This window comes from Fibrella aestuarina BUZ 2, assembly GCF_000331105.1.
GTDB lineage: Bacteria > Bacteroidota > Bacteroidia > Cytophagales > Spirosomataceae > Fibrella > Fibrella aestuarina.
Genome location: NC_020054.1, coordinates 2,333,267 through 2,347,157, shown reverse-complemented (window position 1 = coordinate 2,347,157; position 13,891 = coordinate 2,333,267). Strand labels below are relative to the sequence as shown.

Annotated in this window: 13 protein-coding genes; all 13 read right to left on the bottom strand. The window is 53.0% G+C overall.

The genetic code is table 11. The annotated features are described in order from the left end of the window. Positions 1–65 precede the first annotated feature (65 nt). The 13 genes from FAES_RS09640 to FAES_RS09585 all read right to left on the bottom strand — a co-directional run bounded on the left by FAES_RS09640 (position 66) and on the right by FAES_RS09585 (position 13,846). Entirely contained in the window at positions 66–533 is a 468-nt protein-coding gene (locus FAES_RS09640; protein WP_083891476.1) for an SMI1/KNR4 family protein, read from the bottom strand. Positions 534–790: 257 nt separating this feature from the next. Beyond that, entirely contained in the window at positions 791–961 is a 171-nt protein-coding gene (locus FAES_RS30345; protein WP_158408760.1) for a hypothetical protein, read from the bottom strand. A 26-nt stretch (positions 962–987) separates the two neighbouring features. Beyond that, positions 988–1,299, bottom strand: a complete 312-nt coding sequence (locus FAES_RS09635) for a hypothetical protein (RefSeq protein ID WP_158408759.1) — start codon at positions 1,297–1,299, stop codon at positions 988–990. A 98-nt stretch (positions 1,300–1,397) separates the two neighbouring features. Next, entirely contained in the window at positions 1,398–1,901 is a 504-nt protein-coding gene (locus tag FAES_RS09630) for a hypothetical protein (RefSeq protein ID WP_041257718.1), read from the bottom strand. Positions 1,902–1,941: 40 nt separating this feature from the next. Then, the gene (locus FAES_RS28935; RefSeq protein WP_015331010.1) at positions 1,942–6,375 is read right to left on the bottom strand and encodes a DUF6531 domain-containing protein; all 4,434 of its coding nucleotides are present in this window, start codon (positions 6,373–6,375) and stop codon (positions 1,942–1,944) included. Between the two features lie 3 nt (positions 6,376–6,378). Next, entirely contained in the window at positions 6,379–7,251 is an 873-nt protein-coding gene (locus FAES_RS09620) for a hypothetical protein (protein WP_015331009.1), read from the bottom strand. A gap of 202 nt (positions 7,252–7,453) precedes the next feature. Continuing rightward, positions 7,454–7,876, bottom strand: coding sequence for a type VI secretion system tube protein TssD (gene tssD, locus FAES_RS09615; RefSeq protein ID WP_015331008.1), 423 nt, complete (start codon positions 7,874–7,876; stop codon positions 7,454–7,456). A gap of 56 nt (positions 7,877–7,932) precedes the next feature. Continuing rightward, positions 7,933–9,645 carry a type VI secretion system Vgr family protein gene (locus FAES_RS09610; protein WP_015331007.1) on the bottom strand — a complete coding sequence of 571 codons (1,713 nt, stop codon included), beginning with the start codon at positions 9,643–9,645 and terminating at the stop codon, positions 7,933–7,935. Between the two features lie 323 nt (positions 9,646–9,968). Next, positions 9,969–11,366 carry a hypothetical protein gene (locus FAES_RS09605; RefSeq protein WP_015331006.1) on the bottom strand — a complete coding sequence of 466 codons (1,398 nt, stop codon included), beginning with the start codon at positions 11,364–11,366 and terminating at the stop codon, positions 9,969–9,971. A gap of 41 nt (positions 11,367–11,407) precedes the next feature. Continuing rightward, the gene (locus tag FAES_RS09600) at positions 11,408–11,863 is read right to left on the bottom strand and encodes a type VI secretion system contractile sheath small subunit (protein WP_015331005.1); all 456 of its coding nucleotides are present in this window, start codon (positions 11,861–11,863) and stop codon (positions 11,408–11,410) included. Positions 11,864–12,067: 204 nt separating this feature from the next. After that, the gene (locus FAES_RS09595; RefSeq protein WP_015331004.1) at positions 12,068–12,787 is read right to left on the bottom strand and encodes a DUF421 domain-containing protein; all 720 of its coding nucleotides are present in this window, start codon (positions 12,785–12,787) and stop codon (positions 12,068–12,070) included. A gap of 91 nt (positions 12,788–12,878) precedes the next feature. Next, positions 12,879–13,181 carry a winged helix-turn-helix domain-containing protein gene (locus FAES_RS09590; protein WP_015331003.1) on the bottom strand — a complete coding sequence of 101 codons (303 nt, stop codon included), beginning with the start codon at positions 13,179–13,181 and terminating at the stop codon, positions 12,879–12,881. Then, on the bottom strand, positions 13,178–13,846 hold the full coding sequence (locus tag FAES_RS09585) for a hypothetical protein (protein WP_015331002.1): 669 nt from the start codon (positions 13,844–13,846) through the stop codon (positions 13,178–13,180). Before FAES_RS09585 ends, FAES_RS09590 begins: the two co-directional genes overlap by 4 nt. Between the last annotated feature and the right edge of the window lie 45 nt (positions 13,847–13,891).

Genomic DNA, 13,891 nt, shown 5'->3' with positions numbered 1-13,891 from the left:
ATCTGCTTAACAGAAATCATCAGTTATATTTTCTGTTGAATAAGAGTAGATTAGTTCTTAAGCTCTTACAATGAATCAATAAATTCCTGAAAAGTCTCGGTGATATAATACGTATTACCATCATCGTTTGATTGCTCAAACGTATAGCTATCATCGTAAAAATAAACGCCGCAATCTTCACCGTAAGGTATGTATAGCAAAAAACCGCCACCAGGCTCATTACCAATTAGTAAACTATGTTCAGGGATCTCATCTCTATATTTATCAAACCAAAATGATAGATTTAATACTTTATTCTTTTCAACATTAATACCGAAGAAAACATTTAATAATACATCTTCGTCAAGTTCGCTAATATGAAAAATACTATTTTCAACCCGACCGCCATTGGTGCGCGCCAAGAAGCGACGATAATCATCTGGTAGTCTGAAACCAATATGTTGCTCTAAAGTTATTAATTCACTTTCATTAAGTGAACCGTAAGGGCTAATTTTCATTATTCTTGGACTTACTTCAGTGCCATTCTTATTCACATGTGTTTTGCACTTAATACATTACCATATAAGCCCTTTTGCTAGGACAGTATTATCATCTCCATATCACATACGAGTTAGTTATTTATTGATTCTAGTCGGTTCTGGCAAATAGCTATGCAGCACTATATTTCAATCGTATTTCCGAATACAGTAAGATTACCAGCCTTATTTTGCGCAGCTTCTACTGTTACCTTGGTATAATCTTTTTACAAATTACTTAGCCTTCTTTTCTCAGGCCGTGGCAATATAACCCATCACATCCATTTGCCCACAAAGTAGGTGTAGGCGTTGGCCACCTCGATGTTGTAAACCACCATTGGTTCGGTGAGCTCCGTCTGATGATCCACCTGAGTGACAGCCACCCACTGACCATCGGAGCGCACTACTTCTTGCCCGACGGCCAACGTACTACGCCTAAGCGCCAAGTAGTCCTCCTTCGACGCGCCCTACATCACGCTGACATCTTACCACCCTCATCAACCAGCTCCAAAGGCGTGTTCAGATGATCCACCATCACGCTGCAACGTACCTGAGCGCTCAACCGAGCCAGGGGGGCGAAACTGTCGGCCTCGAACAGCCACGTGATCAACTCATCGGGGCTGCCCGCCTGGCCGTCAAGGGTGTAGTGGCTCCACTCGTGCAGGGGCACATCCCCGTCCCACACCCAGCGGGTGAGCTTGCCTCTGAACTGCTTGTGGGTGCGTCGGCCCAGCGCGTCGTACTGGCACTGCACCCGGTAGCCATCGGGCCGCCTGATGCTCACCAACTGCCCGGCCCTGTCCCAGCGATAGTGCCAACTGCCCTGCCGGTTGGGCAGGCGCTTCTCGATGAGGTTGCTCGCTCAGTCGTATATAATTATGCTCAGTCGATTGATCTGAGATTGGTTGACTTTGGTGCCTCCTCTGCACCTTCCATATGAAACGAGAGCAACGTTTTGTCGAATAAGCAAAAGCTACGATAGTCTTGAGAGCGATCATAGCCGTAGAATGTAGCGCCTATCGCTGGATAAATCCAAACGCCATCTGCGTATTTAGGCGTATCAATTTGATTGAGTAAATCTAACGTATTGTCGAATTGCAGTATAGCTAATTGCTGCCCATTAATAGCTAGGATTAGATTTAAGTCTGGTGTCAATTCACTTAGTTCGCCTGTAGTATAATCATTCTTCGCTGTATAAAACTCTATCTCGGAAAGCTTACCATCTTCAAAATTCAAATAAATATCATCGCCAAGATTTACTTGAGATGACCCAAAAGATTCGATGTCACTTTTCTCAATCTGAGGAAATACTGAACTCACTTCTTCACGATTCATTCCAAATACCAATGGTAAAGCGCCTTCATAAGGCTTAATGACAAAATCCATAAGACCGTTTGTTAATTGAGAAATAGTTTCAGATTCTTTGTTAGCCCCTACAAAGTTTCCTAGCAAGGCGATTTCGTTCGGCAGCTGATATCAAGCTTTGATTGTGTGCATAATCAAGCATTTCGCGAACATGAGTATTGTACGTATTACCATATCTGCGGCGAATTTCACGAATGTCCATCTCCATGGCTTTGCCAAACTTATTTCTTGCAATTAAGTCAGCCTGTTGCTGTCGCCACCGACGTGCCGCCCTCGAACTTCCAGTACTAGTCATCCGCCTATGATCAGGCGTGTCCATGTGCGTAGCAGGGGTAGATCCATGTGTTGGCACATTTGGCAAATTGGGGTTAAGCTGCTTTGCTCGTTCTATCGAGTTCCAAGCTGGAATATGATTAGTTTCCCCCCCTACGTTCGCTTTTCTGGTTCGGGAGTAAGAGCCTCCGCCTTGTAAACCTAACTCATCGGTTTCTAGGTTAATGTCGCCTACATATCCGTATAATGTAGATTTGCCCCCTATCAATCTGATCGGATCCTGGGAAATATAGCAACCCTCCTGCGGGGAGTAGTAGCGGAATCGGTTGTAGTACAGCCCCGTCTCAGCGTCCTCGTACTGACCCTGATAGCGAAACGGACATAGGGATGCTTTGCCCGTGCCTTGGCGAACCCGCCCGTAGCTGTCGAGCTGCGCCCCCCACACCACTTGCCCGCCCTCATCGACTAGCTCTAGGGGCGTACCCAGGTGGTCGGCCACTACGCTGTAGCGGGTCTGGGGCGTCAGCCGCGCCAGCGGGGCAAAGCTGCCATCTTCAAACAGCCACGTGATCAACTCATCGGGGCTGCCCGCCTGGCCGTCAAGGGTGTAGTGGCTCCACTCGTGCAGGGGCACATCCCCGTCCCACACCCAGCGGGTAAGCTTGCCTCTGAACTGCTTGTGGGTGCGTCGGCCCAGCGCATCATACTGACACTGCACCCGGTAGCCATCGGGCCGCCTGATGCTCACCAACTGCCCGGCGCTGTCCCAGCGATAGTGCCAACTGCCCTGCCGGTTGGGCAGGCGTTTCTCGATGAGGTTGCCCTCCCCGTCATAGCGGTAGCGTACGCCCTCGGCACTGGCCAGCAGCCGCCCACCCGCTCCATACTGGCGATCCTGCTGCTGGAGGCTACCAAAGAGGTTACCCACCGCGTCAGCCTGCCGGATGTCTAGGCCCCCATCGGTGTAACGGGCCTGGGTGAGGTAGCCCTGGGCGTTATAGCCGAAGCTAGTCGTGCCCAGCAGGCTGTCTTCGATGCGGGCTAGCTGATCGAAGCCCTGCCAGTGGTAGCGGCGCTGGCGTTGGGAGCCGCCCCGCCCCAGCACGATGCCTTGCTCGGTGGGGCGGCCCAAGGCGTCGTACTGCCAGCGCAGGCTGGTGCCGCTCAACTGCCGGTGCACTTCCAGCCCCCGGCTATCGTAGGCAAAGCCCGCCTGCCAGGGTTGGGTCTGCGGCCCCGATTGGCTACTAAGCTGCCGGAGTTGTCCTACCTCGTCGTAGGTAAAATGTAGATCTGCCCCCAGTGAGGAGGTCAGCCGGGTACGTTGGCCCAGGGCGTCGTAGGTGCTCTCGATGCGCTCGCCGTCCTGCACCTCGGCTACCACCCGCCCCAGCGCATCGCGTTCCAGCACCACGCGGCTAGTGCCGCTGCGGGCTTCCAGCACGGCCCCCACCCCGTCGTAGCGGTAGGTTTGCACCACCCCCGGCGAGTCGGGGCCTTCGTCGTAGCGTACGCCCGTCACCCGCCCCACCCCATCGTAGGCGTAGGCCGTCGTGCGCCCGTCGGGTCGGTGTACCCGCGCCACCCGACCGGCGGCGTCGCGCTCGTAGCGGCGGCGCAGCCCATCGAACCCAATCTCTTCGACAACCTGCCCGGCCCGGTCCAGCACGAAGCGGTACTGCTCGCCTTTTTCGTTGCGCAGGCCCGTGAGCCGCTCGTCGAGGTCATAGCTGAAATCGATGCGGGTGCCACCCTGGTGCCGCGAGGCCAACTGCCCCAGCCCAACGTAGTCGAAGCTGACCGACTGCCCCCCGCCCGTGGCCTGCACCACATTGCCCAGCGCGTCGTAGGCCATCGTCTGTCGGCTTCCGTCCGGCTCGGCAACCGTCAGGAGCTGGCCCAGTCGGTCGTAGGTACGTTGCTGCTGGTAGCCTGCCTCGTCCGTCAGCGTAACCAGCCGACCCAGCGCATCGTAGGTACGTGAGCGGATGGTCTGGTCGGGGGCTACAAGGTGCGTCAGGTTGCTGTGGGCGTCATAGCGCAGGTGCGTGGTTTGCCCCAGCGCGTTGGTCAGGCTGGTCAGCCGCGCCTGCCCGTCGTATTGATAGCGGGTAACGCCGCCCATCGGGTCGGTACGTTCGACCAGATTACCGGCCTCGTCGTACCCGTACGTATAGCTGCCCCCGCGGGCGTCGGTCGAGGCCATCAGGCGTTCGCCGGTTTCGGGGTCATATTGCCAGGCTTCGGTGGCCCCGTCGGCGTGGCCCACGGCGATCAGGTTCCCCCAGCGGTCGTAGTCGAAGGTCGTGGTGTTCCCGGCTCCGTCGCGCTCGACTTCCAGTTCATCAAATCCGTTATAAAGCCATTGTTTGTACCGCCCCAATGGGTCCACTTCGTCGGTAACCAGCCCCCGGTAATGCGTGAAGGTCGTTTTACCGTCGCTAGTAGTCAGGATGGTCGTTTCTTCATCGGGGTAACTGAGCCAGCCCTCATGCAGGCCACCATCGCCCCAACTGTGCATACAACGGGCGTGATGGTCGGGGCCGTCGTATTCCCAGTAGAACGACAAGCCGTTGGGCGCTGTCTTCTTGACCATCAGATGTCCCTGATAGTACATCACCGACTGATAACCCTCGGCATTGGTGTAGGTGGCCATGTTACCAAGTTCATCATAGCTGTAGGCCATCAGGGGTATGCGCTGCGTGGGCTCCTCGGGATCTGGGCCATACAAGGCGATAATGCGGCCTCGTGCGTCGGTATCGAGGGTGAGTTCGCGCCCCGCCGAGTCGATGATGCGGGTCAGGTGACCCGCGGGCGTATAGCTGAACTGGATAGCCTGCCCCGCCCGGTTTTCGATCCGTTGCAGCGGCTGCATGGGTCCGTCGGGCCGGGGGGCCTCAAACATATACCAGACATGCTCGTCGTGGTGCCATACCCGCCATTCACGCTGGGCCTCGTCGCCCCGGTACAGACTCAGCCGGTTGATACGGTCGAAAACGGGTTCGCCGGGCAGCAATGGCGGCGCGAAGTCAGTCTGGCGGCCATCCGCCATGCGCAGTACGGCGGTTCCGTCTTCCGCTTCCAGCCGGAGTGCCAGGTCGTAGCGATGGTGCCAGCCGTGGCCCATAGGCCCACTGTAGTCAGAGCGCGAATACCAGGTACGTTGCCACTCGAAAGGGATCGGGCCGGGCAATGTCACATCGGTTAGCATCGACAGCATCGTGCCTGACCCCATATCGACGGGCTCCAGCCGCAGCGTACACTTAAGGGGCTGCGGCAACTTGTCCAGTAGGCGCCGCCCCGCCCGCTCCACCGCTTTCGCCCCGTCGGTTACCGCCCCCAACACCCTGGGGGCTACCTTTCCTGCCACACGGCTCGCTCCACTCGCTAACCGACTTAACCTGGCGGCATCGCCTAGTTTATCGGCCATTTCCATGCCCCGCACGGCCGCAGCGCCTAATCGACCAGCACGGGCTGCTTGAGCGGCCCCACCGGTAGCAGCCGTAGCGGCTACTTCAAAACCAACCTGCCCCACCACGTTGCCCCAGTCACGCGGCGACGCATTAGCAATCCGGTTGCCTAGATTCTGCCAGTTTTCACCTTTACTGGCCCAGTCGATGGCGGCGCCACCCGCCTGCCAGGCTGCTTTAGCCGTGCTTACCGTCGTGCCTACGGGGTCGGCAGCCATACGACCGGCAAATTTGGCAAGGCCCCACACCCCCTCGACCAGCCCCACCGCTCCTTTGACGAAACCTTCGGTCACACCCATCTGGAAATTCAGATAACTGCCCAGAGGTCCCAGATTTTCTTCATTCCACTTTTCGATACTGCCCGTAATATCGTTGTACTTCTGCCCCAACTGGTCCCAGAAGCCGGGTTCTTCGTTCTCATCCACCCCTCCGGCAGGCATGATGAACGACAGGCTGATTTTACCCCCGATTGTGCACTGAATGGTCGAATCTTCCTGCAACAGGCGCCCTCCGTCGCGTTGAACGTTGTTCTTGACCGACGTCCACATTAATGGAGCAGGTACACATACTATTTTAGTGATGGAACAAAGCCCCATCGGTCTGATGTTGACCGCCGTAATTTTATCGTTCTCGTTAGCGAGCAGCTTCCCATACAGTTGTGAACTCGTTGGCAACACCCCCAACGTACTGAAACCGGCCCCTTTATCACAGGTTGTGAACGTACCATCTGGAACGTATTTCTTTTCAGACATGGCTCAGTGTTTAGTCGCAGATGACACGGGAGAATCTGGGCCAACCGTTGTCACCATTTTGCTCATGGCTACGTTTTCATAGATACAGGTCACGAACCGGCCAGCGTACAGCAGGTTACCCTGCTTGTCGAATTCAAACGTCAATATATACTGAAGAGAGGGCATAGGGTCTATGTCCACAACACCTGTCAATGTCTGTAGCCATCGTCGTGCGTCGTCAAACGGAAACAGCGTTTTATCAAGCTGTCCAGTCAACATCAAATCAAGCGCTACGTCAGGATACTGTGGCTTTCGGCGCACAATGGTGGTCTGCAAAGGCATCGTCAGCGATCCAGTCAGTGGTGTGATAATCGCCGGCGGCCCGGCAATCGGCTGATCATAGGTGTAGATGCGATCGTAGATGGCAGGTAGCAACAGTTCAAATTCAGGTGCCTGACTAATGGTACGTATCAAGTGATCAGGATCAGCAAAAACACGCTCTATAGATTCTAGATGAGCTGGCGTAAAATCGTTGTCAGTTGGATACTGTTTTCGCCAATTGGCACGAATAGCCCTGTAACGGGTCAATAACTCGGGCTGATTACCGAGGGAGTTGATCCGTCCATCAGGCCAGAGTGTTAGCGAGAGCGTATGACGGAGCTGTGCCAAGGCCGCCTCTTTCTGATGTTCACCTTCATTGTTTGTCTGGCGATACGACAGGCTACGCATTACCACCCGACTGCTTTCTGGACGAACTAGCTGTAACCTGGCTTCACTTACATTGTGATACGACAAATCTCCTACATACATTTCCGTATCCGTTCTGATCAGATATGAACGCGGAACGGTTTGTATTGACAACTGAAGTGCTTCAGATGTTGATGTTGGCACAGACATAGTGGAGGGCAATACAGAAGGGCCAATCGATCCGGAGAGGATATAAATTCAGTGAAGACTTACCGCTCTTTTTATAAACATAGTTCACAAAATATACTTACAGCCCAATAAGATAAATAGCAGTTGACTTCTTTTTAGATAAAACGATTCACCCGTCAGGGGAACATATTCTGACGGGTGAACCAGATACAATCTGATAAGCTTATGCTTTGTCTGACCAGTTATTATCGTGCTCGGCGCCGGCGAAGGTGATCTTCTCAGCCGAGATGGTTAGCGTGAACGTCGCCGCCGGACGATCCGTGGTCTCCTGAGCAGGCTTCTTGTCAAAACGCTCAGCATACTTAATGCAACGGCCTTTGCTAAACTCAACGGTCTTCAGCGTAGCCTGATCCTGATCGACGAACCGGATCGTGCCATCTTTCTCCAGGTATGAGTTAGCCAGCCAGTTAGCCAGATCGGTATCTTCCGCCGATGAGGCCAACTCTACGTGAATTACACCGCCCTGCGTTACTGATGAGGGACGGCCTTTCATATCAATCGAACGCGACAACTCGTAAGAGAGGTGCACGACTTCTACTTCGCCACCACCGGCGGTAAAGTATGCGGCAACTGCTGATGCAGCCATAGTTGTAAATTGGTTTGGTTGAAACTTAATTTATGATTCGGATACTACTATTGGTGCTAATTAATTTTCACAATCGACCCTTTCACATTCACAGTGCTACCCTTCACATCAGTAGTTGTGCCGTTTATCTCGGTGCTACTACCTGATTTCAAGCTTGCATTCTGACTAGCCTGCATTTGAATATTCTTTGCCTGCAATTCAATATTCTCTTTCGCGTGCATTTTTATATTCTTCGCTCGTACTTCGATCTCGCCATTTTCGGCATAAATCTGAATTTTACCATCGCCTTTGAATGAGACGTGCAAACCCACGTTTTTGTTATTGGCATTGGTAATAAAAAATTCCTGTTCGCCAGGTTTATCTTTCATTACAATTTTATTCCCGCCTTTCGTGCGAATAATCTTCTGCTCGTTGTTGGGAAACCAATAATTCGTACTCGGGCTTTTATGGTAAATACTTCCGACAACCATCGGGAAATCAACGTGATTGGCTTCGTAGCTGATCACCACCTGATCGTCTACTTCCGGAATGAACAACGAACCCCGATCACTTCCCGTATAGGGGAAAGCCACCCGAATCCAACTCGATTTGGCCACTAATTGATTGGGCCAGTGAAACTCAACTTTTACGCGCCCCAATTGCAACGGATCATTATTAAATTTTACCGTAGCAATTTCTGGCAGAGCCGTGGGTGTATGCACATACGGGTTGCGCGGTGGTGCCTCGGCCGAATACGGAACCGCCTCGAAATCGTTGGCGTAATTACCGACTTCATCCACCGTGTGCGTGATGTGATTGATCCGGTATTTGCCACCGCTCTCCTGCTTGAATACGTTGGGTTTCTCCAGTTTTTGCGCCGTTACATTCACTACGACACCTACGCCCAAATTCGGATTTTCGCCGTGGCCGTTGAACCGCACCATATCCGTCGCATTGGTTTTGTTCATAGCGTCGACGGCTGAATCCACATCGCCTTTAGATTGGGCATCGCGGAGTGGCCATAACAACGACGAATTACCAAACAGGGACGATGAGGTCTGGTAGGCAAACGTACCGAACGTACCCAGCGCACTCAACGGCTTGCTTTTTCCGCTGTAGCGTTCGTGCTTCTTGTAGTTGTAGTGCATCATCTCGATCTGATTGGGCTTCACTCCTACCGACATCGAAAAATGCTGTACGCCATCCGCCACAAACGGTTCTTCTTTGAGCGGCGTTTCGCCCACAATCAGCTTGTTTCCTGTGTAATAGCACCATTCGCCATACTCCTGACACACTCGCCGCAGAAAATCCCAGTTACTCTCGTCGTATTGCGTCTTGTAGTCAATCTTATCCTTGAAATTGACGTTTACACCTTTGTTGAACGAGTAAGCCCCCAAGACATCATTTACAATCGTACTCAGGTCTTTCTCCACCCAGGCCCGGCGTTGTACGCCATCTTCCATCAGAAACGTCGGGCTGTGCCCTTTGATGAGGAAGCTATTGGTCATGTCGCTGTTATTAATCAGCGTCAGTTCCGTTACGATACCCGCAAATTGAAAATCGGCAGAGACATTTTTGTAGATTGGCTTGAACTTGATGGAGGCCGGTTTGCCAACCATCGAGCTGTGCGACTTCTTGAAAAAGAAGTCATTCTTATTTTCCAGTACCTCAAAGGGTACGGCAATTTGAAACGTATGATGCGTGAAAAGCGACTGGTCGATTTGCAAATGGGTGAAATGCTCCAGTGTTGTACCCCCAATTACAATTTCTGGTTTAACCTGTTGAGCCATAAGCGTTTTCGATTGGTCTGAACATTACGAATCCGTTTCTGATTCAGCCACAGAGTATCGCATGTGTTGACTAGTAACGATGACCTGCCAATAGGTTAGGCCCAGCAAACTAAACTAAAATGAGAACTGAATGCGGCTGGTCATTGCTCCCGCTATATGACCGATTTTGCAATCTAAATTTACTAAGAGCGCCATACACAGCCGTCATTTGAATTAGTTAACGGCACGTATTCCTAGACAAAGGCAACGTGGGCAGGTGTGGGCAAAAGCATAGCAGACGTACTCAGAATACGTTACCTGCTTTTGCCCAAAAAGAGAATTACTTACCGAACTTCGGCTTTGAAATCGTTACGACGGCCCGTCTCTTCGTTTCGGCCGCGCTCGCCGGTCAGGTTGATAATAAATGTTTTGGCCGGGAAGAAGGGAGTGATGTTCAAGTCCACGATAATACGGTCGGGCTGAATCGGGTCTTGCCGGAATTTAGGCGGATCAAATTTGTCGATGATCTTGCCGGGTCCTTTGATACGGTCGAGGAACGCCACAATCTCGTCGGTCAGTTGCTTTTCCACCTTGCCGCTCCAGTTTTCCATGGCCCGCTTGTTGAGGAAGTTCATCATGACTTTCATCAACCAGTCGAAAACCCGCACAACCGAGTAGGTTTTCAGACCTACGTTGTTACCGGCGAAGAGCGTTTTGCCCGAGAACGGAATAATCCGGGCAAACTCTTTGGTCATGGGTACTAGCCCAAGCCCTTCCAGTTCGCCTACCTCGGTTTTGAGCAGATCCATCCGAACCCCGTCGACTTCTTCGAGGGCGCCAAACTGCAAACCGGCCGATACCTGCGAAATCAGGTTCTGGTGCATCTTGCCCGCCAGGGCCGTTGATGGGTCGATATACAGGTCTTCTTCTTCCTCAAACTCATCATATTTACCCCGCCCGACCAGGTGGTTCACGGTCATGATGACGTTGGCAAACCGGGGTACGTCCTGTGAAAGCCGCTCACGCTGGAATTCCTTGATGGTATCTTTCAGGTCGCCCATGTTCCGATAGTCGGTGATGAGCATAAGCTTGTGATCGGAGGCAATCTTGGCCCAGGCATCAACTACGGTTTTCTTGCCCAGATAGCCGGGAATCACCATGAGCGAGTAGCTTTCCTGCAAATCGAAGCGGTTGTAGACCTGATGCACTTCGTTGCGGATAAAATCGATCATGTCGTTGTTGTACACGTTGGCCGGGTCGAGCTGACTCAGGCCTGCATTGACAAACACCACATTCCGAACTTTGAACCCACTCTGGTGCGAGTTGGCGAAGTAGAGCGCCAGCCCGCGATAGGTCGCTTCCAGTTCGCGGCTGTTTTCGATGACTTCTTTGATATTCTGCTTGTAAAGCGCCTCCGTGGTATCGAACTTCTGTTGCGTTGTTTCGGCCATATCGGCTACGCTGGCGCCTTCTGTCGAGAGGATTTCTTTCCAGAGTTCAAGGCGTTTTTTCAGGGCCTGCCGGTCGCGACGCCGATCGTTTTCTTTCAGGAAAATTTCCCGTTTGGCGCGGCGTTCCGGGTTCAGGCTATCAGCGCCCTCGATCGTGGTTTCGAGCAGTTTGAAACCACCGAATTTGAGCTGTTGAAGCTCGGCAATATTTTGCGTAAACGTCCGTGAGGTAGCAGCCTCGCGTTCGGCAGCTTGTTGGGCCGCCGGTTGGTTTGTGCGCTGTTCAGCCATGTTGTTGGGGGGAAGAAGCAGGGTGGATTGATCGTTTCGCGTTAGTCGGCCTGATCAATTTCATCGATCATCTGCTGAATCATCGCCAGCATGGTACTTTTTGCCTGTTGGTTTTGCAGCGCGTATTGCAGCATCCGATTCGACCGCAGCTGATGGTTGATCCGCTGTAGATCATTCATCTGATTGGTCAGCTCCTGCAAATACAGGCTTTGGTCGACGATGCCTTCCGGCGTAAAATCGCCCAGTCGGGAAAATTTGAAGGTTTCGGCCATCTGCTGCCCGTCGCCGTCTTCCAGCATCACGGTTACTTCCGGCTTGAAGTGTTCCATTACATCCTCGACCGATTCCAGTTCGGGAACGGCCTCGGGCTGCATAGGTAGCTCATCGGTGAACTTAGCGACGTACAACGTCTTGTTCATGCTGATGGGCGACAAACTGGGGGGAATCTCGCGCAAGCCAGGCCAGGCGCCGGGCATTGTATTATCAAAATTGAACATAGTTAGGTGCTTGTAGTCTGATTAACCAATTTGTTTAGTTTTTCTAAGTTCGCGACTGCCTCCGACACAAGCAACCCCTTCATTGCCAGATTCAACTTTTTGACCGAACGGAGAAATCTGTCCTTGGCGAAAGGGCGCAATATGGGCTTCTAACGGAATACAGCGACATATTTAGTATATTAAATTGGGGCAAAAGGGATCAACTTATTTAGCGGTATAAGCGCCAACAGGGCCAATTGTTTTCACCCACTGCTCGTGGTTACATACCGGACAAGGTACAGATTGGTTTGTACCAGGGTGCCTGATTTGTGTGTGTCCGCAGTGTGAACACGCATACGTACCTGTTGTTTCGACCAGGCGGTTTTGCTCTTTGAGCAGGTGTGGTAACACGGGTAACCCCGGACGCACCTCATCATCGGGATACGGATAGACACTCAGCGACCCATTGGGCTCCAATATGGCCAGCCGGACCTGCCCAAGGTGCTCCAGCCCGGCCTGTCGCAGGTCGACGAACAATTCGTCCTGGCCTAGGTCTTCATCGTCGAAGTTTTGGGTCAGTATGCAGCCATCCTGAATCACGTAGACGGGTTTGCCTTCTATACGTTCACGGATCGCCTTGTTGCGGTCGCTGAGGCGAGTAATGAACTTGTAGGCGCTCATCATGACCACAAAAACGACGATGGAGGCCCCCAGCGGCACGTCGTGGTAAAACATGGGGTCGCCCGCCGCCGAGCCCAGCCCGATCAGCAATACCAGTTCATAAACCGAGAGTTGCCGTACCTCGCGCTTGCCCGATACGGTCAGCGCCGCCAGCAGAATCACGAACATGATCAGTGTTCGGAGGGCGACCTCGCCCAGGTACGTTATCGGAAATTGATCGATGAACATCCGTTCCAGATCGAACGGCACAATGGGGTCTTTCATGGTAGTAAGCGAGGCGAGCGAGACAGGTATGACCTATAAACGATCAGGTGTCGCCAGTGGCTTACTTTTTATCCATGTTTTGCTTGTTGGCTTACACTGCCCCCCGAATGAAGGCTTCCAGAGCGTTGAGGTGGTCGGCGAATGCCTGCTTTCCGGCTTCGGTAGCCAGGTACGTTGTATTGGGCTTCCGGCCCACAAACTGCTTCTGCACTAGCACGTAGCCCTGCTCTTCCAGTGCGCGCAGGTGTGTGGCCAGATTACCGTCGGTGAGGCCCAGCAGTTCTTTCAACTCGTTAAAACTGACCGCGTCATTAACCATCAGCACCGACATGATGCTGAGGCGGGCCTTACTTTCGAAGGCTTTATTAAATCGGGCCAGCAAATCGTTCGTCATGCAGTAGTATGCCCTGCCGTGGGCCGGTCATATTTGTACCACATAAGCGTACCATACACAATGTGTAGCACCCCAAAGCCAATCGTCCACAATAGCAGGCCGTAGCCCGTCAGGAAGAGCGAAATCAGCCCCAACCCCATCTGGCACAAACCCAGGTATTCCAGATCGCGATAGGTATACCGGCTGGCGTTCAGGAGCGTCAGACCATAGAAGGTCAACATGGTTGGGCACACCAGCCAGATCAGCCGGTGATAGACGAGGCCCAGGCAAAACAGACCGCCCACACCCAGTGGCACCAGCAACGCCCACAAGAGTCGTCGCGAGGCGGCCGTCCAGACGGTTTGGCCTTGTCGGCGGGCTTTGCGCGAGGTAAAATACCAGGCGGCCAGCAGCGACCCGATCAGGACGGCCATCGCGTCGAAGGCCAGAAATTCAAACAGGGCGCGGTAGCTCAGGATAGCCCGACCATTTTGCGTGTATTGTTCCGATTCGAAAACCGTCAGCCAGTTGGTGCGCAGCCGCAGGTAGGCTACGATACCACCCGCCAGCGCAATCAGCCCCGCCGATACGCCCGACAGGCCGCTCAGCGACAAAAATTTCGTCGACCGCTCCATCAGACCCCTGATTTCGGTCAGCGTTTGTAGATGTTCGCGCGATTCTGTCATGGGAGTAGGAAAGCGATAAGGGGCCGTTTAGCGATGCGTAGGCTG

Excerpts from the sequence above, each read along its gene's own strand:
- FAES_RS09630 (WP_041257718.1), bottom strand. The coding sequence starts at position 1,901 with ATGGATTTTGTCATTAAGCCTTATGAAGGCGCTTTACCATTGGTATTT.
- FAES_RS28935 (WP_015331010.1), bottom strand. The coding sequence starts at position 6,375 with ATGTCTGAAAAGAAATACGTTCCAGATGGTACGTTCACAACCTGTGAT.
- FAES_RS09620 (WP_015331009.1), bottom strand. The coding sequence starts at position 7,251 with ATGTCTGTGCCAACATCAACATCTGAAGCACTTCAGTTGTCAATACAA.
- tssD (WP_015331008.1), bottom strand. The coding sequence starts at position 7,876 with ATGGCTGCATCAGCAGTTGCCGCATACTTTACCGCCGGTGGTGGCGAA.
- FAES_RS09610 (WP_015331007.1), bottom strand. The coding sequence starts at position 9,645 with ATGGCTCAACAGGTTAAACCAGAAATTGTAATTGGGGGTACAACACTG.
- FAES_RS09605 (WP_015331006.1), bottom strand. The coding sequence starts at position 11,366 with ATGGCTGAACAGCGCACAAACCAACCGGCGGCCCAACAAGCTGCCGAA.
- FAES_RS09600 (WP_015331005.1), bottom strand. The coding sequence starts at position 11,863 with ATGTTCAATTTTGATAATACAATGCCCGGCGCCTGGCCTGGCTTGCGC.
- FAES_RS09595 (WP_015331004.1), bottom strand. The coding sequence starts at position 12,787 with ATGAAAGACCCCATTGTGCCGTTCGATCTGGAACGGATGTTCATCGAT.
- FAES_RS09590 (WP_015331003.1), bottom strand. The coding sequence starts at position 13,181 with ATGACGAACGATTTGCTGGCCCGATTTAATAAAGCCTTCGAAAGTAAG.
- FAES_RS09585 (WP_015331002.1), bottom strand. The coding sequence starts at position 13,846 with ATGACAGAATCGCGCGAACATCTACAAACGCTGACCGAAATCAGGGGT.